This is a genomic window from Pseudomonas sp. BN505 (assembly GCF_029873175.1).
GTDB lineage: Bacteria > Pseudomonadota > Gammaproteobacteria > Pseudomonadales > Pseudomonadaceae > Aquipseudomonas > Aquipseudomonas putida.
On record NZ_SSOI01000013.1, the window covers coordinates 316,732 to 337,340 of the forward strand.

Here is a 20,609-nt window from a genome sequence, read left to right on the forward strand (position 1 = left end):
GGTTTACCCGCGAAGAGGCCAGTACAGGCTGGATCAGGCTTGTTGCTGATCAGCCAGCTGGTCAGCCAGGCGCACAAAGGCGGCCAGGTCCAGCTGTTCGGGGCGCAGGCTGCCATCCACGCCGGCTGCCTCGATGGCTGCGCTGTCGAGCAGGCCTTTCAGGGTGTTGCGCAGTGTCTTGCGACGCTGGTTGAAGGCTTCGCGAACGACGCGCTCCAGCAGCAGGTGGTCCTTGGCCGGGAACGGCAGCACTTCGTGCGGTACCAGGCGGACGATGGCCGAGTCCACTTTCGGCGGCGGGTTGAAGGCGCCAGGGCCCACGTTGAACAGGTGTTCGACGCGGCAGTGGTACTGCACCATGATCGACAAGCGCCCCCAGTCACCACCACCAGGGCCGGCGGCCATGCGCTCGACCACTTCCTTTTGCAGCATGAAGTGCATGTCGCGGATCAGGCCGGCATGGCTGAGCAGGTGGAAGATCAGCGGGGTGGAGATGTTGTAGGGCAGGTTGCCCACCACCTTCAGGCTGCGCGGTGGCACGCCCAGCTGGTTGAAGTCGAACTTCAGGGCGTCGCCCTGGTGCAGCCGGAAATTGCTGCGGTTACCGAACTTGTGCTGCAGGATCGGCACCAGGTCCTTGTCCAGCTCTACCACGTCCAGTTGTGCGCCGCTGCCCAGCAGGCCTTCGGTCAGGGCGCCCTGGCCCGGGCCGATTTCCAGCAGGTGTTCGCCGGCCTTGGCGTTGATGGCACGCAGGATGCGGTCGATGATGCCGGCGTCGTGCAGGAAGTTCTGGCCGAAGCGCTTGCGCGCCCGGTGTTGGTATTGCTCGTTCATGGTCGGTTCTCGGCCATCTGGTAGGCGGTTTCCAGCGCAACGCGCAGGCTGCCGGTGTCGACGTTGCCGGTGCCGGCGAGGTCCAGGGCGGTGCCGTGGTCGACCGACGTGCGGATGATCGGCAGGCCCAGGGTCACGTTGACTGCAGCGCCGAAGCCTTTGTACTTGAGTACAGGCAGGCCTTGGTCGTGGTACATCGCCAGCACTGCGTCGCAGTGCTCCAGATATTTGGGGGTAAACAGGGTATCGGCCGGCAGCGGCCCGCGCAGGTCCATGCCTTCGGTGCGCAGGCGGGCCAAGGTCGGCTCGATGATGTCGATTTCTTCGCGGCCCAGGTGGCCGCCCTCGCCCGCGTGCGGGTTCAGGCCACACACCAGTATGCGCGGGTTGGCAATGCCGAACTTGTCGCGCATGTCGGCATGCAGGATACGGGTTACACGTTCGACGCGCTCGGCAGTGATGGCGTCGGCAATATCACGCAGCGGCAGGTGCGTGGTCACCAGGGCCACACGAAGGCCGTGGGTGGCCAGCATCATTACCACTTGCGCGGTGTGGGTCAGTTCGGCAAGGAACTCGGTATGCCCGGAGAAGGCGATACCGCTTTCGTTGATCACGCCCTTGTGCACCGGGGCGGTGATCATCCCGGCAAAATGCCCATCCAGGCAGCCTTGCCCGGCGCGGGTCAGGGTTTCCAGCACGAACGCCGCGTTGGCTTTGTCGAGCTGGCCTGGCACTACCGGGGCTGCAAGAGGGGTATCCCACACGTACAGGCTGCCCGCGGGTGCCGGCCGGTCGGGCCATTGGCCCGGGGCGACTGGCAGCAGGCTGACGGCCAGCCCCAGCTGCGTGGCCCGCTCGGCGAGCAGGTCACGGCTGGTGATGGCGATCAGGGGGTGGGGCTGGGCGTCTGCGGCGAGCAGCAGGCACAGGTCGGGACCTATGCCGGCAGGCTCGCCAGGGGTGACGGCGAAGCGCTGGGGCTTCACTGGGCGGCCTGGTCAGCGCCAGGCAGCTTGATTTCAACGTAGGCTTCGTCGCGAATCTGGCGCAGCCAGGTTTGCAGCTCTTCGTCGTACTTGCGGTTGCGCAGGACGCTCTGGGCCTGTTGCTCACGTGCCTGTTCGGTGCTGTCGGTGGCGCGGCGGCCCAGCACTTCCAGAACGTGCCAGCCGTACTGGGTCTTGAACGGCTTGGTCACTTCGCCTTGCTGGGCGTTGGCCATCTGTTCGCGGAACTCCGGTACCAGGCTGTTCGGGTCTACCCAGTTGAGGTCGCCGCCGTTGAGCGCCGAACCCGGGTCTTCCGAGAAGCTCTTCGCCAGCTCGCCGAAGTCTTCGCCGTTCTTGATGCGATCGTACAGGCGCTCGGCCAGTTGCTCGGTGGCCGCTTCGCTGCGGATTTCACTTGGCTTGATCAGGATGTGGCGTACATGCACTTCGTCACGCAGCACGTTCTCGCTGCCACCGCGCTTCTCCTCGAGCTTGAGGATGATGAAGCCGTTGGGGATGCGAATAGGCTGGGTGATTTCACCGACCGGCATGCTGCTGAGCATCTTGGCGAAATCTGGTGGCAGTTGGCCGGCTTTACGCCAGCCCATCTCGCCGCCTTCCAAGGCGTTTTCACTGGCCGAGTTGGCAATTGCCATCTGGCCGAAGTCGGCGCCCTGGCGCAGTTGCTGGTACACGTCACCCACCTTGCGCGCGGCCTTCTGGATATCATCCGAGCTGGCGGCTTCCGGGGTAGGAATGAGGATGTTGGCCAGGCGGTACTCTTCCGACATCTGCATCTTGCCCAGGTCGGAGTTGAGGAAGTTCTTCACTTCCTGCTCCGATACCTGGATGCGTTCGGCCACGCGGCGCTGGCGCACGCGGCTGATGATCATCTCGCGCTTGACCTGCTCGCGAGCGTCATCGAACGACAGGCCGTCACGGGCCAGGGCGGCGCGGAACTGGTCAAGCGACATGCCATTGCGCTGGGCAATGGTGCTGATGGCCTGGTTCAGCTCTTCGTCGGTAATGCGGATGCCGGAGCGCTCGCCGATCTGCAGTTGCAGGTTTTCGACGATCAGGCGCTCCAGTACCTGCTGTTCAAGGGCGCTGGTCGGCGGCACGCCGCCGCCGCGCTTGGCGATAGTTTGCTGTACCTCATGGACGCGCTGGTCCAGCTGGCTTTGCATGACCACGTCGTTGTCGACGATGGCCACTACGCGATCAAGAGGTTGGACCGCGGCATGCACCGCGCCACTCAGCAAAGCGGCGCCCAGCAACACTGGGCGCAGACGATCAATAAGCTTGGTCTTCACGTTCACGGTAACCTTGAATGCCTTGGTCGAGGAAAGATTCGACCTTGTTGCCCACTACGCCACCGAGGCCTTTCAGAACGATCTGAAGGAAGATGCCGTGGTCGCCTTTTTCGTTCTGCGGAAGCGCCTGGCTGAAGTCGTCGTAATCGATCCAGTAGCGGTTGATCAGACGCAGCTTCCAGCAGCAGTTGTCGTATTCGAAACCACCCATGGCTTCCAGGGTGCGGTTGCGGTTGTAGTCATGCTGCCAGCGAGCGATGACGCTCCACTGCGGAACGATCGGCCAGATGACAGAGAAGTCATGCTGCTGGATCTTGTAGTAGTCCTTGATGTAGTTCGGGTCGCCCGGGTTGCCGTAGCTACCGCCTTCCTTCCACGTACCCGTGGTGGAGTCATAGACGATGGTATCGTTGCGATAGCGATACCCGAGGTTGACTACCTTGTTCGGGTTTTCTTCAGGCTGGTAGTGGAACATCGCGCTGCCCGAGCGGGTGCTGTGGCTGTCCTGGTCCCAGTTGAAGTCCGAGTTGAAGCGCCAGTCGCGGTTGAAGTAATAGTTGTACACCAGCGCGTACGGCGACGTATCAGACTGTGAGGATTGACGGGTGCGGTAGTCAATTCCTGGCAGTTGGACCTTGCGGTCCTTGAAGTAATAGGCCTGGCCGATGCTGAAGTTTTGGCGCTCGAAACCGTTGTCTTCGATCCAGCGGGTGGTCACGCCCAGCGACAGCTTGTTCTCGTCGCCAATACGGTCTGTACCGCTGAAACGGTTGTCGCGGAACAGCGAGTCGTAGCTGAACAGTGTTTCGCTGGTATCGAACAGCGGGATGTCCTTCTGGTCCTTGTACGGGACATAGAGGTAGAACATGCGCGGCTCGAGGGTCTGCTTGTAATTGGTACCGAACAGCGACGTGTTGCGGTCGAAGTACAGTCCGCTGTCCACGCTAAAGATCGGTACATCGCGATTCACGGAGCTGTCATAGCTGCCGTAGGCGCTTGGGTTCGCGTTCTGCAAGGCGATTGCATCAGCTTTGCCTTTGCTGTCCAGGTCGAGGTCGTACTGGGTATAGGCATACTTCAGCTTGGGTGTGATGAAACCGTAGCTGGCTGTCATCGGGTAGCTGATTGACGGCGCGACGTTCAGACGTGTTCCGTTGGCGCGTTCAATACCCTGGATGTTCTCATCAAGCCGGCGACCGGCTGCCCCGGCAGAGAAGTCCGGGTTGCCATCTTTGTCTAGAACGAAGTCGTTCTTCAAATCACGCTCGAAGCGTGCGGCCTCGGTTTCGTAAGCGAAGTTCAACCCGCCTGGCTTATAAGGCAGCACACCATTGAAGGTAATCTGCGGCAGGCGATCATAAGGCGTGATCTGCGAAATGGTCGCCGCCTCGTAGGCATGCACGTTCAACCGCGCGGTGTAGCTGTCGCCACGCCAGGTCAACGCGCCCTGCTGATCGAGGAAGTCCTTGCTTTCAACACCGATCTGGTCGGACTCCAGGTCCTGGAAGTAGAACGGGTCGCTGATGTCGGTGTAGTTCACCTCGGTCATCAGGCGCTCGTCCAGGCCACCCTTGTGCTGCCAGTTGACCATCCAGCGCTGTTCTTTGTAGTCAGTCTGGTCTTTGCGGTCGTCGTTCTTGTCGTTCAGGTACGCGCCACCGAGCTGGCCTTCGCTGGAAGGCGTCAGGTAGCGGAACTCGCCTTCCATCAGCAGGCCGCGTTTGGTCATGTAACGCGGGTACAACGTGGCGTCGTAGTTGGGCGCCAGGTTGAAGTAGTACGGCGTGACCAGCATGAAGCCGGTGTCGCTGCTGGTGCTGAACGATGGCGGCAGGAAGCCGGACTGGCGACGGTCGTCGATCGGGAAGTAGATGTACGGTGTGTAGAACACCGGGAAATCCTTGACCCGCAGCGTAACGTTGGTCGCAGTACCGAAACCGGTGGCCGGGTTCAGGGTGATGTTGTTGCCCTTCAGCTGCCAGGCGTTGCTGCCTGGTTCGCAGGTGGTGTACGTACCGTCCTTGAGGCGGATGATGGCGTTTTCACCACGCTTGGCATACAGGGCACTGCCGCGGATGTGCGACTTGTGCATCACGTATTCGGCGTTGTCGACCTGGGCTTCGCCCGTGTCGAGCTGAATCTGTGCCTCGTCACCGACCACCAGCGAACCGTTGTCACGGATCCGGACGTTGCCCTTGAGCTCGCCACGGTTTTCGGTCTGGTAGAGGTTGGCCTCATCGGCCTCGGCCTGCATGCTGCCCTGGCGCATCACCACGTCACCGGCGAGGGTAGCGATCTGCTGCTCCTGCTGGTACTTGGACACCTTGGCGTTGATGTAGGTCGGCGACTCGTCCTTCGGCGTGGTATCGGCCATGCCCGGGCGGGTTGGCTCGATATAGGCGCCACCGCAGTACGGGCCGGTTTCGGCCAGCTGCGCTGCAGTCAGCTTGTCACGCGGCACCCAGTCCAGGTGGCTGTAGTCTTCGCTGCGCGACTTCAGGGCACGGCCCTTGGCCTCGGTGACCAGCATCGGCCGGTCCGCAGTTTCGGCTTCGCTCGCGGCTTCTGTGCCGGAGCTGACGGCCGCACCTTCGTGCACCGGGCGCGGCGGCAGGTTGTTGACTGGCGCTTTGGGCTTGCAGTCCCAACCACCGGAGGCGGACACTTGGCAGTCGAACTGTTCGGCTGCCACTACGTATGAGGTGGCCAGAGGTTGCAGGGCCAGCAGACCGCCGGTTACCAGCAACGGAAACTTTCTACGAAACGCGGGGGATTTCAATGCCATCTTATTAGTCCGGGCTTCCTGCGTGCCATCTGCCCGCGTGTGGGGCCGCACGCCTCTCGATGGTCTGAAAAAGATGCTGGATAATAAAGCATGACCCGCTTGACGGCTAGGGCCGTCGGAGACCCTTGTAATGCCTGAACACGATGTACGCCTGCAACAACTGACGGTCTGGCTCGATGAGCAGCTCAATGATCTTTTCCTGAACAACGCCTGGGGCGAAGTGCCCGCAGGCAGCCTGACCGCGGCCAGCAGCGACGCCAGCTTCCGCCGCTACTTCCGCTGGCAGGGCGCTGGGCACAGCTTCGTCATCATGGATGCGCCCCCCCCGCAGGAAAACTGCCGACCGTTCGTCGCCATTGACCACTTGCTGGCCAGCGCTGGTGTGCATGTGCCGCTGATCCATGCCCAGGACCTGGAGCGCGGCTTCCTGTTGCTGGGGGATCTGGGCCACCAGACATACCTTGATGTAATTGATACCGACAACGCCGATGGCCTGTTCGCCGACGCCATCGAGGCCTTGCTGGCCTTCCAGCGCCTGCCAATGGATGCGCCGCTGCCCAGCTACGACGATGCCCTGTTGCGCCGTGAAGTAGAGCTGTTTCCCGAGTGGTACGTGGGGCGTGAGCTTGGCCTGGCCCTGAGCGAAGCGCAGAAAGCCACCTGGCAGCGCGTCAGCCAGCTCCTGATCGACAGCGCCCTGGCCCAGCCCAAGGTGCTGGTGCACCGCGACTACATGCCGCGCAACCTGATGCAGAGTACCCCCAACCCCGGTGTACTGGACTTCCAGGACGCGGTGTACGGCCCGGTCACCTACGACATCACCTGCCTGTTCAAGGACGCCTTCCTCAGCTGGCCGCAGGCACGGGTCGAAGGCTGGCTGCGAAACTACTGGCAGCAGGCCAGGGCGGCCGGCATCCCGGTGCAGGGCGACTTCGAAGCATTCCAGCGTGCCAGCGACCTGATGGGTGTGCAGCGCCACCTGAAGGTCATCGGCATTTTCGCTCGCATTTGCCACCGCGACGGCAAACCGCGCTACCTGGGCGACGTGCCGCGTTTCTTCGCCTATATAGAAGAAGTGATCGGCCGCCGGCCCGAATTGGCGGAGCTGGGTGAGCTGATTGCCGAGTTGCAGGCCGGAGCGCGTGCATGAAGGCAATGATCCTGGCAGCGGGCAAGGGCGAGCGTATGCGCCCGTTGACCTTGCATACCCCCAAGCCACTGATCCCGGTCGCCGGCCAGCCGCTGATCGAGTACCACCTGCACGCCCTGGCGGCGGCGGGTGTTACCGAGGTGGTGATCAACCATGCCTGGCTCGGCCAGCAGATCGAAAACCACCTGGGCGATGGCAGCCGCTTCGGGGTGAGCATCCGTTATTCACCCGAGGGCGAGCCGCTGGAGACCGGTGGCGGCATCTTCAAGGCCCTGTCGTTGCTGGGTGACGCGCCGTTCCTGCTGGTTAACGGCGATGTCTGGAGCGACTACGATTTCACAGGCCTGCAGGCCCCCTTGCAAGGCCTTGCTCACCTGGTACTGGTCGACAACCCTGGCCATCACGGGCGCGGTGACTTCCGCCTGGTGGGCGAGCAAGTCGTCGATGGCGATGACGCTCCCGGCACGCTGACCTTCAGTGGGCTTTCTGTGCTGCACCCGGCCCTGTTCAACGGTTGCCAGCCCGGTGCCTTCAAGCTGGCACCGCTGCTGCGTCAGGCCATGGCGGATGGCAAGGTCACTGGCGAGCACTACCGTGGGCACTGGGTGGATGTTGGTACGCTTGAGCGCCTGGCCGAGGCTGAGCGTTTGATTGGCGAGCGCGCCTGATATGTGGTGGCCAGGCACGCTGATTGGTGTGGGTGCCGGTTTTGCTGTTGCCAGCATTCCGGGGGCCTTGCTCGGTGGGTTGCTTGGGCAGGCCCTGGACCGCCGCCTGCGCTTGCAGGGCTGGGAAGACATGCGCGAACGCCTGGGCGGGCGCGCGGCCTTGCGCGACGACGAGTTGCTGTTCGTGATGCTCGGGCGCCTGGCCAAATGCGATGGGCGGGTGGCCGAGCAGCATATCCGCCAGGCGCGCCAGGAAATGCTGCGCCTGGACCTGGCCGAAGCGGCCCGGCTGCGCGCGATAGCCGCGTTCAACCGTGGCAAGGCAGGCAAGGACCGGCTGGGCAGCCATTTGCGCCGCATTCGCCAACAGCCGCATGCGGCGGAAGGCACCCTGCGTGCGTGTTGGCGCATGGTCTGGGCCGACGGCAAGATGGGCAACAAGGAACGTGAGCTGCTGCTGGACTGGGGGCAGAAGCTGGGCCTGAGCCGGCGGCAGGTGCAGGCGATGTCGCTGGAGTACGAGCCGCGCAAGGCAGCCGGAACGGAAGGGGTGGCCATGACCTATGCCGCGGCGCTGCGCTTGCTGGCGGTTGAGGCTGATACCGAGACCGACAAGGTCAAGCAGGCGTATCGCCGGCTGGTCAGCCGGCATCACCCGGACAAGCTGGCGGGTACCGGTGCCAGCGAGGCGCAGGTGCGTGAGGCGACCGAGCGTACCCGTGAATTGCATCAGGCCTATGCCATGATCCGTAAGCGGCGGGGCCTGTAACCGGGCGGCGCTCGGTTCATGCCCCACCACAAGAATCAAGCCGAACTCAACCCTGCGGGCTCATCCACCCCCGTACCCGGCGGAACAACTGCTCTTGTTCCGCCGCCTTGTTCCCTGGCATGGCAATCAACGACAACTGCCGGTACTGGCTGTCCTTCTGCCGCTTGCTGGCCTGCAGGCGCTGCTCGGCCGCGTTGCGGTCGCTGCTACGGGTGACGTAGTAGATATCGGCAGTCGGCACCTTCAAGGTGGGCGCCAGGCTTTGCAGGTCATGTTCAACCCGCGCCGGTGTCTGCGCGGCAACCATCACCAGTTTTTGTACCTGCGGTGGCTGCTTCTCGCTCAGGTAGCGTGCCGCCCAATACGCACCGCTACCATGGCCGATCAGCACGATGCTGCGGGCGTTGTGTTGCTGTGCGTACGCTACGGCGGCATCCAGGCGGGCGAAGATACGCTCGGCATCTGCCGGGTCGGCCTGCTCGCTGGCCTGTTCAGCGTCAGTGCTTTCTGCGGTGTCGGCATCGGCCGCGGTGGCCTGGGCCACGTTGGCGTTGGCGTCGGCCGGTAAGTCCTTGGCCGGTGCGCTTTCGCCTTTGTCTTTCTCAGGCTCGGCGGGCGGTGCGGCCTCGACCCTTGCCTGCGGGCTGTCGGCGAGCAGGTCGGGCAGGCTGACGCTCAGGCTGTGCCAGCCGACATCAGGGAATTTCTGCCGCAGTGGGCCGACCGCATTTGGCCAGTCCGCGGTCTCGCCTGCACCGGGAATTATGATGACTGCCCCTTGCGGGTCGTTGTCATTGGCGGGTTTCCAAAGGGCCAGGAAGCTGTCGGCACCGGCCTGCAGGGTCTGCTGCTCGGCCTTGGGCACAAGCCGTTCCAGCGCCTGGGCATCTTCCTGGCTGCGCTCCAGCAGGGGCGGGCGCGGGGCTTCGGCGGCCGGAGCTTCGGTGGTGGTGGGTGGTTTTTCGGCTTCGGCAGCCAAGGCGCCGAGTGGAAGGATCGAGGCCAGGCAGCACATTGCCAGCGTCGTGCGATAAAGTGTGGACATGAGTCAACCCAGGGCCAGAATGATACCGGCAGCCTAATAGTATTTGCCCGTGACGGCCATGCTGCATGGCCGCCTTTGCCAAGACGAGCGTGTAGATGAAGCGAGTGCGTCGCCTGTTGGTTATCGGCTGCTTGTGGCTGCCCTTGATTGCATTGGCCCGGCCCGAGGTGGTGCCCACCGTTACGCTGGAGCCTGCGCAACAGCAGTGGCTGGACGCGCACCGCAGCTTGCGCGTCGGCCTGGTGCTGCAGGCGCCCTACGCCCAATTCGACCGGCGCCTGCAGCAACTGTACGGGGCCAACGTAGAACTGGTGAACAGCCTGGCGCAGGCGCTGCGCCTGGACCTTACCTGGCGCAACTTCAGCGACCAGGCCAGCCTGGAACATGCCCTGCAGAACGGCGAAATCGACTTCGCCCCCGGCCTTACCCAGACGCCGGCCAGCCTGCGGCTGTGGCTGTTCAGCGACCCGTACATGCGCGTGCCGCAACTGGTGGTGGGGCCGCGCACCGGCGCCATGGCCGTGGAGCTGGAAAAGCTTGAAGCCGAGCAGCGGGTGGCCGTGCGCATGCCCAGCCAGCTGGCCGATTACCTGCGTGGCAACTACGGCAACCTCAACTTGCAGGGGGTGCCCAACGAACGTGAGGCCTTGCAACTGGTGGTAGGTGGCCAGGCCAGTTTCGCGGTGCTGGATGAAGCCCAGCTCAGCCGCTTGTCACGCGAAAGCGAGTTCAGTGAGCTGGCGGTGGTCGGCGATATCGGCCTGCCGCAGTTGTTGCGCATCGGCTCGCGGCGCGACTGGCCGCTGCTGGCCGATGTGCTCGAACGCGGCCTGCAGGCGCTGCCGGCCAAGGAGCTGGAGCAACTGCACCAACGCTGGCTGCAACCCAAATACCCACGGCTGAGCGAGTCGCCTGGCTTCTGGCAGAACCTGGCCTTGCTGTTCGGTATGTTGTTGTTGTGTGCCTTGGCCACCCTGGTGTGGCAACGCCGCCAGCAGCGCCAGCTGGAGCGCAGCCTGCTGACCACGCGGGAAAGCCTGGTGGAGCGACAAGTGCGTGAAGAAGCCCTGCGCCTGAGCCAGTTCGCCATCGACCAGAGCACAGTGGGTATTCTCTGGGTCAACTGGGACAGCCACGTACGCTACGCCAATCACGCCGCCGAGCGCATGCTGGGATATGGCGATGGCGAACTGCTGGAGCGGCCGTTGAGCACCTTCGAGCCGAGCCTGAACATGGACCGCTGGCTGGAGTTATGGAAAGGCGCACGCACGGGGGAGGGCGGTGTGGGCCAGTTCGAGGCGCAGTGCCGGCGGGCCGACAACAGCCTGCTGCCGGTCGAGCTATCACTGAGTTTTCTGCGTTTTCGAGATTCCGAATACCTGGTGGTCTACCTCGCCGATGTCACCGAGCGCCACCGCGCCCTGGCGGCACTGCGCGAGAGCGAGGCGAGGCTCAAGGGCATTGCCGGCAACGTGCCCGGGCTGGTGTTCCGCCTGGAGCGTGACCCGGCCGAAGGCGAGCTGGAATTCCCCTATATCAGTGAGGGCAGCGAGGCGTTGGTGGGCTATGCGCCGGTCGAGATCCAGCACCCACAGATGGGCCTGCGCAACCTGGTTCACCCCGAAGACCGCGCCGATTACCACCGGGTTCAGGACCTGGCCTTGGCCAGCGATCAGGACTGGTCCTGGCAGGGGCGCATCCTGACCCGCCACGGTGAACAACGCTGGGCCGACATCAAGGCCAGCACCCGGCGCCTGGCCAACGGCCAGGTGGTGTGGGACGGAGTGGTATGGGACATCACCCAGGGCAAGCGGGCCGAGTTGGCGTTGGCGAAATCCCAGGAGCAGCTGCGCGAGCTGTCGGCCCACCTGGAAAGCGTGCGCGAGGAAGAAAAGGCGCGCATCGCCCGGGAAGTGCATGATGAGCTGGGGCAGATGCTGACCGTACTCAAGCTGGAGGTGTCGATGTGCGAGCTGGCATTTGCCGACCTGGACCCCGGCCTGCATGAGCGCCTGGCAAGCATGAAGCGCCTGATTGCCCAGCTGTTCCAGCTGGTGCGTGATGTCGCCACTGCCTTGCGCCCCCCGATTCTCGATGCCGGCATTGCCTCGGCCATCGAATGGCAGGCACGGCGCTTTGAAGCCCGCACGCAGATCCCCTGTCTGGTACAAGTGCCGGATAATCTGCCAGCATTGAGCGATGCCAAGGCCACCGGCCTGTTTCGTATCTTGCAGGAGGCGCTCACCAACGTCATGCGCCACGCCCAGGCGCACAGCGTGGAGATCGAGCTGGTGCGTGAGGAAGGGCAATTGCGCATGACGGTCAGCGATGATGGCCAAGGCTTTTGCCGCGAGCAGACCCGGCCCACTTCATTTGGCCTGGTGGGTGTACGCGAGCGGGTGCTGATGCTGGGGGGCAGCATGGCGCTGGACAGTGAACCGGGCGAAGGCACCAGCCTGAGTGTGGCCATTCCGTTGGAGTAGGAGAGCAATCGTGATTCGAGTACTGGTGGCCGAAGACCACACCATTGTCCGTGAAGGCATCAAGCAGTTGATTGGCCTGGCCAAGGACATGCAGGTCGTGGGGGAGGCCGGGAATGGCGAGCAGTTGCTCGACACCCTGCGCCACACGCCGTGCGAAGTGGTGCTGCTGGATATCTCGATGCCGGGGGTGAACGGCCTGGAGGCGATCCCGCGGATCCGTGCCCTGCACGATGCGCCGGCAATCCTGATGCTGTCGATGCACGACGAGGCACAGATGGCGGCGCGGGCGCTGAAGGCTGGTGCGGCGGGCTATGCCACCAAGGACAGTGACCCGGCGCTGCTACTGACTGCGATACGTCGGGTGGCAAGTGGCGGGCGTTACATCGACCCGTCGCTGGCCGACCGCATGGTGTTCGAAGTGGGCCTGACCGAGTCCCGCCCATTGCACACGCTGCTGTCGGAGCGGGAGTTTTCGGTGTTCGAGCGCCTGGCCCAGGGGGCCAACGTCAACGACATCGCCCAGCAACTGGCGCTGTCGAGCAAGACCATCAGCACCCACAAGGCGCGTTTGATGCAAAAGCTGAAAGTGAACTCGCTGGCGGAGCTGGTGAAGTACGCCATGGAACACAAGCTGGTCTGATTGCGACATCCCCGTGCCCGAAACTTGCCGAAGCCTCTGTGGGAGCGGGCATGCCCGCGAACGGGCCTGGCCTGCTGATCTCTATGGCTGAGCCGGCCTCTTCGCGGGCATGCCCGCTCCCACAGGTTTAGTGGTTGGCTCGCAAGGGCATTCCAATCCCGCCATTGCTGTAGGGCAATCCCTACAGCAAATCTTCCATCCGGATGATGGCATTCTCTCAGTGCCCCCGATTTTCGTGCGCTTACGCCTCTTCTACTCTTTTGCCTACGCAGTCATCCAACAAGAAGGTGCAGGCATGAGCGAGGCGAAGTCGAACGCTGCAACCAGCGAAACGCTGGTCAGCTTCCGTGGTGTGCAGAAGAGCTACGACGGCGAGTCGCTGATCGTCAAAGACCTCAACCTGGACATCCGCAAGGGCGAGTTCCTTACCCTGCTTGGCCCGTCCGGCTCCGGCAAGACCACCAGCCTGATGATGCTGGCCGGCTTCGAAACCCCTACCGCCGGTGAAATACAGCTGGCCGGGCGCTCGATCAACAACGTGCCGCCGCACAAGCGCGACATCGGCATGGTGTTCCAGAACTACGCGCTGTTCCCGCACATGACCGTGGCCGAGAACCTGGCCTTTCCGCTGACCGTACGCAACCTGAGCAAGACCGACGTCAGTGAGCGGGTCAAACGCGTGCTGAACATGGTCCAGCTCGATACATTCGCCAAGCGCTACCCCGGCCAGCTTTCCGGTGGCCAGCAGCAGCGGGTAGCCCTGGCCCGTGCACTGGTGTTCGAGCCGCAACTGGTGCTGATGGACGAACCGCTCGGCGCGCTGGACAAGCAGCTGCGTGAACACATGCAGATGGAGATCAAGCATATCCACCAGCGCCTGGGCGTGACCGTGGTGTACGTGACCCACGATCAGGGCGAAGCGCTGACCATGTCCGACCGCGTGGCGGTGTTCCACCAGGGCGAGATCCAGCAGATCGCCGACCCGCGCACGCTGTACGAAGAACCCTGCAATACCTTCGTCGCCAACTTCATCGGCGAGAACAACCGTATCAATGGCACCCTGCTGGCCAGCGATGGCAAGCGCTGCCAGGTGCAGCTGCCGCGCGGCGAGCGGGTCGAAGCGCTGGCGGTGAACGTCGGCCAGGCCGGCGAGCCGGTAACCCTGTCGATCCGCCCGGAGCGTGTGCGCCTGAATGGCCACAGCGAGAGCTGCGTCAACCGCTTCTCTGGCCGGGTGGCCGAATTCATTTACCTGGGCGACCACGTGCGGGTGCGCCTGGAAGTTTGCGGCAAGGCCGATTTCTTCGTGAAACAGCCGATTGCCGAGCTCGACCCGGCCCTGGCCGTGGGCGATGTGGTACCGCTGGGCTGGGAGGTGGAGCACGCCCGCGCGCTCGATCCGATTGCCGAAGCCCATTGATGGATTGCTTCACCAACCCTGTACTGTGGAGAGAATAAGAATGCGCAAGCAGTTGAAACTGACCGCCCTGGCCCTGGGGCTGTTCGCCGCTGGCCAGGCCATGGCCGCAGACCTCACCGTGATCTCGTTCGGGGGCGCCAACAAGGCCGCCCAGGTCAAAGCGTTCTACGAGCCATGGGAGAAGGCGGGCAATGGCAAGATCGTCGCCGGCGAGTACAACGGCGAAATGGCCAAGGTCAAGGCGATGGTCGACACCAAGAGCGTGTCGTGGAACCTGGTAGAGGTTGAGTCGCCAGAGCTGGCGCGCGGGTGCGATGAGGGCATGTTCGAAGAACTCGACCCAGCCCTGTTCGGCAGCGAGGCCGATTACGTGCCTGGTGCCATCCAGCCGTGCGGCGTTGGCTTCTTCGTGTGGTCCACGGTCATGGCTTATAACGCCGACAAGCTCAAGACCGCACCTACCAGCTGGGCCGATTTCTGGGACACCAAGCAGTTCCCAGGCAAGCGTGGCTTGCGCAAGGGCGCCAAGTACACCATGGAATTTGCACTGATGGCCGATGGCGTTGCGCCCAAGGACGTCTACAAGGTGCTGGCCACAAAGGAAGGCCAGGACCGCGCCTTCAAGAAACTTGATGAACTCAAGCCCAGCATCCAGTGGTGGGAAGCGAGTGCACAGCCACCGCAGTTCCTGGCTTCAGGCGACGTGGTCATGAGCTCTGCCTACAACGGCCGTATTGCCGCTGTGCAGAAAGAGAGCAACCTCAAGGTGGTGTGGAACGGCGGCATCTACGACTTTGACGCCTGGGCGATCCCTAAAGGTGCCAAGAACGTCGAAGAGGCAAAGAAGTTCATCGCCTACAGCGTCAAGCCCGAACAGCAGAAGATCTACTCCGAGAACATCGCCTACGGCCCGGCCAACTCCAAGGCCGTAAGCCTGCTGTCGGACGAGGTGAAGAAGGACATGCCGACCACCCCTGAGAACATTGCCAACCAGGTGCAGATCGACGTGGCCTTCTGGGCCGACAACAGCGAGCAGCTGGAGCAACGCTTCAACGCCTGGGCGGCGAAGAAGTAAGGCGCATCAAAGGGGCGCTGGCCTTTGGGCCGGTGCTCCCCGTTTCCCTGTTTTGCGGAGTTCGCCATGGCCATTGCAGTGCCCCTCAACGAAGGCGCAGGTCCTAGTCTCAAGCAGCGCCTGAAACACGCCGAGCGGGTCAACCGCTGGAAGGCGCAGGCGTTGATCGCGCCGCTGGCGCTATTTCTTCTGCTGGTGTTCCTGGTGCCGATTGCGGCACTGCTGTACAAGAGCGTCGGCAACCCGGAAGTGGTCGCCGGCCTGCCACGCACGGTAGACATCATCACCCAGTGGGATGGCAAGAGCCTGCCGGGCGAGGATGTGTACAAGGCGCTGAGCCAGGACCTGGCCGAGTCGCGCAAGAACCAGACCCTTGGCGACCTTTCCAAGCGCCTGAACATGGAACTGGCCGGCTACCGCAGTTTGTTGACCAAGACCGCCCGCGCACTGCCATTCAAGGCCGAGCCTGCCTCTTATAAAGACGCCCTGCAGGCCGTCGACGAGCGTTGGGGCGACCCAGCCTACTGGCAGGCGATACGCCGCAATACCAGTACGGTGACCTCGTTCTACCTGCTGGCTTCCGTCGACCACCGCATCGACGACCTGGGCGAGCTGGCCAAGGCCACGCCGGACCAGGCCATTTACCTGGATATCTTTGCCCGCACCCTGTGGATGGGTGTAGTGATTACCGCCATCTGCCTGGTGCTGGCTTACCCACTGGCCTACCTGCTGGCCAACCTGCCAACCCGGCAGAGCAACCTGCTGATGATTCTGGTGCTGCTGCCGTTCTGGACCTCGATCCTGGTGCGGGTGGCAGCGTGGATCGTGCTGCTGCAATCGGGTGGCCTGATCAACAGTGCACTGATGGCCATGGGCATCATCGACCAGCCGCTGGAGCTGGTGTTCAACCGTACCGGTGTGTACATCTCCATGGTGCACATCCTGCTGCCGTTCATGATCCTGCCGCTGTACAGCGTGATGAAGGGCATTTCGCCCAGCTATATGCGTGCGGCGATCTCGCTGGGCTGCCACCCGTTCGCCAGCTTCTGGCGGGTGTACTTCCCGCAGACCTACGCCGGTGTTGGCGCGGGTTGCCTGCTGGTGTTCATCCTGGCCATCGGCTACTACATCACGCCGGCGCTGCTGGGTAGCCCGAACGACCAGATGGTCAGCTACTTCGTGGCCTTTTACACCAACACCAGCATCAACTGGGGCATGGCCACCGCACTGGGCGGGCTGTTGCTGCTGGCTACCGTGCTGTTGTACCTGATCTATAGCTGGCTGGTCGGCGCCAGCCGCCTACGCCTGAGCTGAGGAGCCTTGCCATGTTGAGCCCCTATATGTCGCCCGTGGAGCGGGTCTGGTTCTACAGCCTGCGCATTCTTTGCGGCCTGGTTTTGCTGTTCCTGATCTTGCCGGTGCTGGTGATCGTGCCGCTGTCGTTCAACAGTGGCAGCTTCCTGGTCTACCCGCTGCAGGGCTTTTCGCTGCAGTGGTACCAGGACTTCTTCGGCTCGGACGAATGGATGCGGGCACTTAAAAACAGCATCATCGTCGCCCCGGCGGCCACGGTGCTGGCCATGGTGTTCGGCACCCTGGCGGCCATTGGCCTGACCCGTGGCGATTTCCCCGGCAAGTCGCTGGTGATGGCGCTGGTGATTTCACCGATGGTGGTGCCGGTGGTGATCATCGGTGTGGCCAGCTACCTGTTCTTCGCCCCGCTGGGTATGGGTAACAGCTTCACCTCGCTGATTCTGGTGCATGCGGTGCTGGGTGTACCGTTCGTCATCATTACCGTGTCGGCAACCTTGCAGGGCTTCAACTACAACCTGGTGCGGGCGGCTGCCAGCCTGGGTGCGTCGCCCCTGCTGGCCTTCCGTCGGGTGACCCTGCCGCTGATTGCGCCCGGGGTGATCTCGGGTGCGCTGTTTGCCTTTGCGACGTCGTTCGACGAGGTGGTGGTGACACTGTTCCTGGCCGGGCCGGAGCAGGCGACCCTGCCGCGGCAGATGTTCAGTGGTATCCGCGAAAACCTGAGCCCCACCATTGCTGCTGCGGCGACCTTGCTGATTGCGTTCTCGGTGGTGTTGCTGCTGACCCTGGAGTGGTTGCGTGGGCGCAGCGAGAAGCTGAGAACCCAGCAACCGGCCTGATGATGGGTCGCCTGTGCCGGCCTCTTGCGGCTAAAGCCGCTCCCACAGGATTGTACGGCCCCTGTGGGAGCGGCTTTAGCCGCGAAGAGGCCGGCACAGGTTGAAACAGCTGGTCGACACCAATTGATACCAATCAGCCTCTACCCGTTCGCCTGGGTTACAATGCGCGCCACCGTGATTCTGCCAACAGGTGCGCCATGCAGCCCTACGCTATTGCCCCCTCCATCCTCTCCGCCGATTTCGCCCGCCTGGGTGAGGACGTCGACAAGGTATTGGCTGCGGGTGCCGACATCGTCCACTTCGATGTCATGGACAACCACTACGTTCCCAACCTGACCATTGGCCCGATGGTCTGCACCGCCCTGCGCAAGTACGGTGTTACCGCGCCGATCGACGTGCACCTGATGGTCAGCCCTGTCGACCGCATCATCGGCGACTTCATCGAAGCCGGCGCCACCTACATCACCTTCCACCCGGAAGCCTCGCAGCACGTCGACCGTTCGCTGCAACTGATCAAGGACGGCGGCTGCAAGGCCGGCCTGGTGTTCAACCCGGCCAGCAGCCTGGATGCCCTGAAGTACGTGATGGACAAAGTCGACATGGTGCTGCTGATGAGCGTCAACCCAGGCTTCGGCGGGCAGAAGTTCATCCCGGGCACCCTCGACAAGCTGCGCGAGGCGCGGGCGCTGATCGACGCCAGTGGCCGTGATATCCGCCTGGAGATCGACGGTGGCGTGAACGTCAACAACATCCGCGAGATCGCTGCCGCTGGCGCCGACACCTTCGTGGCCGGTTCGGCAATCTTCAACGCCCCGGACTACCAGGAAGTCATCGCCAAGATGCGCGCCGAACTGGCTCAGGCCCGCCCATGAGTGGCTTCGAGCAGCTGTTCCCGGGGACGCTGCCCAGGCTGGTGATGTTCGATCTGGACGGTACCCTGATCGATTCCGTGCCTGACCTGGCAGCCGCCGTGGACCGCATGCTGCTCGAACTGGGGCGCCCGCCTGCCGGCCTTGAGGCAGTACGCCACTGGGTCGGCAACGGCGCCCAGGTGCTGGTGCGCCGTGCGCTGGCGGGTGGCATAGACCACGCCGCCGTGGACGATGCGCTGGCCGACCAGGCGCTGGCGCTGTTCATGGACGCCTATGCGCAGAGCCATGAGCTGACCGTGGTCTATCCCGGTGTGCAAGACACCCTGCGCTGGCTGCGCAAACGGGGCGTGGAAATGGCCCTGATCACCAACAAGCCCGAGCGCTTCGTCGGCCCGTTGCTGGACCAGATGAAAATCGGCAACTACTTCCGCTGGATTATTGGCGGCGACACCCTGCCACAGAAAAAGCCAGACCCGGCGGCTTTGCTGTTTGTCATGCAGATGGCCAGCGTTACCCCGCAGCAGTCGCTTTTTGTCGGCGATTCGCGCAGTGACGTATTGGCGGCCAAGGCGGCTGGCGTGCAGTGCGTGGGGCTGACCTACGGCTACAACCATGGCCGGCCGATCCACGACGAATCCCCCAACCTGGTAATCGACGATCTGCGTGCGTTGCTGCCCGGTTGCGCAGACCCGGCCACTGGGATAACGTTGGCCAACCTTCAAGCCTCACAAGACAGAGAGCCCACCGTGGTGGTTACTGGCAAATTCTGGATGAAAGTCATCAAGGCCCTGGCCCGTTGGCGTTGGCGCGCCTGACTTCCGCCTGCCGGCGCGTGCCGGCCCGTCCGTTTGCCTGACCCATTGCTGCTTGCCACGAGGCTACTCATGAACCGCGAAGAATTCCTGCGCCTGGCCGCTGCCGGCTACAACCGCATTCCCCTGGCCTGCGAAACCCTGGCCGACTTCGACACGCCGTTGTCGATCTACCTGAAACTGGCTGACCAGCCCAACTCGTACCTGCTCGAGTCGGTGCAGGGTGGCGAGAAATGGGGCCGTTACTCGATGATTGGCCTGCCGTCGCGCACCGTGATGCGTGTGCACGGCTACCACGTCAGCATCCTGCAGGATGGCGTCGAGGTTGAAAGCCACGATGTCGAAGACCCGCTGGCCTTTGTCGAAAGTTTCAAGGACCGTTACAAGGTCGCTGACATCCCTGGTCTGCCGCGCTTCAACGGCGGCCTGGTCGGCTACTTTGGCTATGATTGCGTGCGTTATGTGGAAAAACGCCTTGGCGCCAGCCCCAACCCGGACCCGCTGGGCGTGCCGGATATCCTGCTGATGGTGTCCGACGCGGTGGTGGTGTTCGACAACCTGGCAGGCAAGATGCACGCCATCGTGCTGGTCGACCCGGCTGAAGATCAGGCCTTTGAACAGGGCCAGGCACGCCTGCAAGGCCTGCTGGAAACCCTGCGCCAGCCGATCACCCCGCGCCGCGGCCTGGACCTGAGTGGCCCGCAGGCCGCCGAGCCGGAATTCCGCTCCAGCTATACCCGCGACGACTACGAGAACGCGGTCGGCCGTATCAAGGAGTACATCCTGGCCGGCGACTGCATGCAGGTAGTGCCGTCGCAACGCATGTCGATCGACTTCAAGGCTGCGCCCATCGACCTGTACCGTGCGCTGCGCTGCTTCAACCCGACGCCGTACATGTACTTCTTCAACTTCGGCGACTTCCATGTGGTCGGCAGTTCGCCCGAGGTGCTGGTGCGGGTCGAGGACAACCTGGTCACCGTGCGCCCGATTGCCGGTACCCGCCCGCGTGGCGTGACCGAAGAAGCCGACCGCGCGCTGGAAGACGACCTGCTGTCGGACGACAAGGAAATCGCCGAACACCTGATGCTGATCGACCTGGGCCGCAACGACGTCGGCCGTGTGTCCTCGACCGGCAGCGTGCGCCTGACCGAGAAGATGGTGATCGAGCGTTACTCCAACGTGATGCACATTGTCTCCAACGTCACCGGCCACCTGCGTGAGGGGCTGACGGCGATGGATGCACTACGGGCAATCCTGCCGGCTGGCACCCTGTCGGGTGCGCCGAAGATTCGCGCGATGGAGATCATCGACGAGCTGGAGCCGGTCAAGCGTGGTGTCTACGGTGGTGCAGTCGGCTACTTTGCCTGGAACGGCAACATGGACACCGCGATCGCAATCCGTACAGCCGTGATCAAGGACGGTGAACTGCATGTGCAGGCCGGGGGCGGCATCGTTGCCGACTCGGTGCCGGCGCTGGAGTGGGAAGAAACCATCAACAAGCGCCGGGCCATGTTCCGTGCCGTGGCGCTTGCAGAGCAGACGTTGGCTAAATAAACAGATTGGGGCTGCTTCGCAGCCCTTCGCGGCACAAGGATCGC

At 63.3% G+C, this 20,609-nt stretch carries 17 protein-coding genes; 12 read left to right on the top strand and 5 right to left on the bottom strand.

Annotation, left to right across the window (positions count from 1 at the left end):
- Positions 1 to 33: 33 nt before the first annotated feature.
- Genes rsmA through E8E78_RS02285 form a run of 4 tightly spaced genes read right to left on the bottom strand, consistent with a single transcriptional unit; the run spans position 34 to position 5,924 of the window.
- Entirely contained in the window at positions 34 to 837 is an 804-nt protein-coding gene (gene rsmA, locus E8E78_RS02270) for a 16S rRNA (adenine(1518)-N(6)/adenine(1519)-N(6))-dimethyltransferase RsmA (RefSeq protein ID WP_016497706.1), read from the bottom strand.
- Complete coding sequence (pdxA, locus tag E8E78_RS02275) at positions 834 to 1,823, bottom strand: 4-hydroxythreonine-4-phosphate dehydrogenase PdxA (RefSeq protein WP_059394946.1); 990 nt, start codon at positions 1,821 to 1,823, stop codon at positions 834 to 836. The genes rsmA and pdxA overlap by 4 nt, the downstream gene beginning before the upstream one ends.
- On the bottom strand, positions 1,820 to 3,139 hold the full coding sequence (gene surA, locus E8E78_RS02280; RefSeq protein WP_059394945.1) for a peptidylprolyl isomerase SurA: 1,320 nt from the start codon (positions 3,137 to 3,139) through the stop codon (positions 1,820 to 1,822). The genes pdxA and surA overlap by 4 nt, the downstream gene beginning before the upstream one ends.
- Positions 3,120 to 5,924: an LPS-assembly protein LptD gene (locus E8E78_RS02285; RefSeq protein ID WP_059394944.1), complete on the bottom strand. Its 2,805-nt coding sequence runs from the start codon at positions 5,922 to 5,924 to the stop codon at positions 3,120 to 3,122. Before E8E78_RS02285 ends, surA begins: the two co-directional genes overlap by 20 nt.
- Positions 5,925 to 6,054: 130 nt before the next feature.
- On the opposite strand from E8E78_RS02285, the gene E8E78_RS02290 reads away from it, so the two are divergent.
- From E8E78_RS02290 to E8E78_RS02300, 3 genes are read left to right on the top strand one after another with little or no spacing between them, the layout of a single operon-like run.
- The gene (locus tag E8E78_RS02290) at positions 6,055 to 7,074 is read left to right on the top strand and encodes a phosphotransferase (protein WP_084967482.1); all 1,020 of its coding nucleotides are present in this window, start codon (positions 6,055 to 6,057) and stop codon (positions 7,072 to 7,074) included.
- On the top strand, positions 7,071 to 7,742 hold the full coding sequence (murU, locus tag E8E78_RS02295) for an N-acetylmuramate alpha-1-phosphate uridylyltransferase MurU (protein ID WP_084967481.1): 672 nt from the start codon (positions 7,071 to 7,073) through the stop codon (positions 7,740 to 7,742). The genes E8E78_RS02290 and murU overlap by 4 nt, the downstream gene beginning before the upstream one ends.
- Position 7,743: 1 nt before the next feature.
- Positions 7,744 to 8,511 (top strand): TerB family tellurite resistance protein, encoded by a 768-nt coding sequence (locus tag E8E78_RS02300; protein WP_016497712.1) that lies wholly within the window; start codon positions 7,744 to 7,746, stop codon positions 8,509 to 8,511.
- A 46-nt stretch (positions 8,512 to 8,557) separates the two neighbouring features.
- On the opposite strand, the gene E8E78_RS02305 is transcribed toward E8E78_RS02300, so the two are convergent.
- Complete coding sequence (locus E8E78_RS02305; RefSeq protein WP_084967480.1) at positions 8,558 to 9,556, bottom strand: alpha/beta hydrolase family protein; 999 nt, start codon at positions 9,554 to 9,556, stop codon at positions 8,558 to 8,560.
- A 95-nt stretch (positions 9,557 to 9,651) separates the two neighbouring features.
- On the opposite strand from E8E78_RS02305, the gene E8E78_RS02310 reads away from it, so the two are divergent.
- From E8E78_RS02310 to trpE, 9 genes are all read left to right on the top strand, one after another.
- Positions 9,652 to 12,039: a sensor histidine kinase gene (locus tag E8E78_RS02310; protein ID WP_084967479.1), complete on the top strand. Its 2,388-nt coding sequence runs from the start codon at positions 9,652 to 9,654 to the stop codon at positions 12,037 to 12,039.
- 7 nt (positions 12,040 to 12,046) lie between these two features.
- The gene (locus E8E78_RS02315) at positions 12,047 to 12,679 is read left to right on the top strand and encodes a response regulator transcription factor (RefSeq protein ID WP_169725176.1); all 633 of its coding nucleotides are present in this window, start codon (positions 12,047 to 12,049) and stop codon (positions 12,677 to 12,679) included.
- A gap of 295 nt (positions 12,680 to 12,974) precedes the next feature.
- The gene (locus E8E78_RS02320) at positions 12,975 to 14,099 is read left to right on the top strand and encodes an ABC transporter ATP-binding protein (protein WP_019472252.1); all 1,125 of its coding nucleotides are present in this window, start codon (positions 12,975 to 12,977) and stop codon (positions 14,097 to 14,099) included.
- Between the two features lie 40 nt (positions 14,100 to 14,139).
- On the top strand, positions 14,140 to 15,174 hold the full coding sequence (locus E8E78_RS02325) for an ABC transporter substrate-binding protein (protein WP_280312547.1): 1,035 nt from the start codon (positions 14,140 to 14,142) through the stop codon (positions 15,172 to 15,174).
- Positions 15,175 to 15,240: 66 nt separating this feature from the next.
- Entirely contained in the window at positions 15,241 to 16,488 is a 1,248-nt protein-coding gene (locus E8E78_RS02330) for an ABC transporter permease (RefSeq protein WP_019472254.1), read from the top strand.
- Positions 16,489 to 16,499: 11 nt separating this feature from the next.
- Positions 16,500 to 17,327, top strand: coding sequence for an ABC transporter permease (locus E8E78_RS02335; RefSeq protein ID WP_061203623.1), 828 nt, complete (start codon positions 16,500 to 16,502; stop codon positions 17,325 to 17,327).
- A gap of 197 nt (positions 17,328 to 17,524) precedes the next feature.
- Positions 17,525 to 18,199: a ribulose-phosphate 3-epimerase gene (gene rpe, locus E8E78_RS02340; RefSeq protein WP_049273746.1), complete on the top strand. Its 675-nt coding sequence runs from the start codon at positions 17,525 to 17,527 to the stop codon at positions 18,197 to 18,199.
- Complete coding sequence (locus E8E78_RS02345) at positions 18,196 to 19,014, top strand: phosphoglycolate phosphatase (protein ID WP_049273745.1); 819 nt, start codon at positions 18,196 to 18,198, stop codon at positions 19,012 to 19,014. The genes rpe and E8E78_RS02345 overlap by 4 nt, the downstream gene beginning before the upstream one ends.
- A gap of 69 nt (positions 19,015 to 19,083) precedes the next feature.
- Entirely contained in the window at positions 19,084 to 20,565 is a 1,482-nt protein-coding gene (gene trpE / locus E8E78_RS02350) for an anthranilate synthase component I (protein WP_049273744.1), read from the top strand.
- Positions 20,566 to 20,609 lie beyond the last annotated feature (44 nt).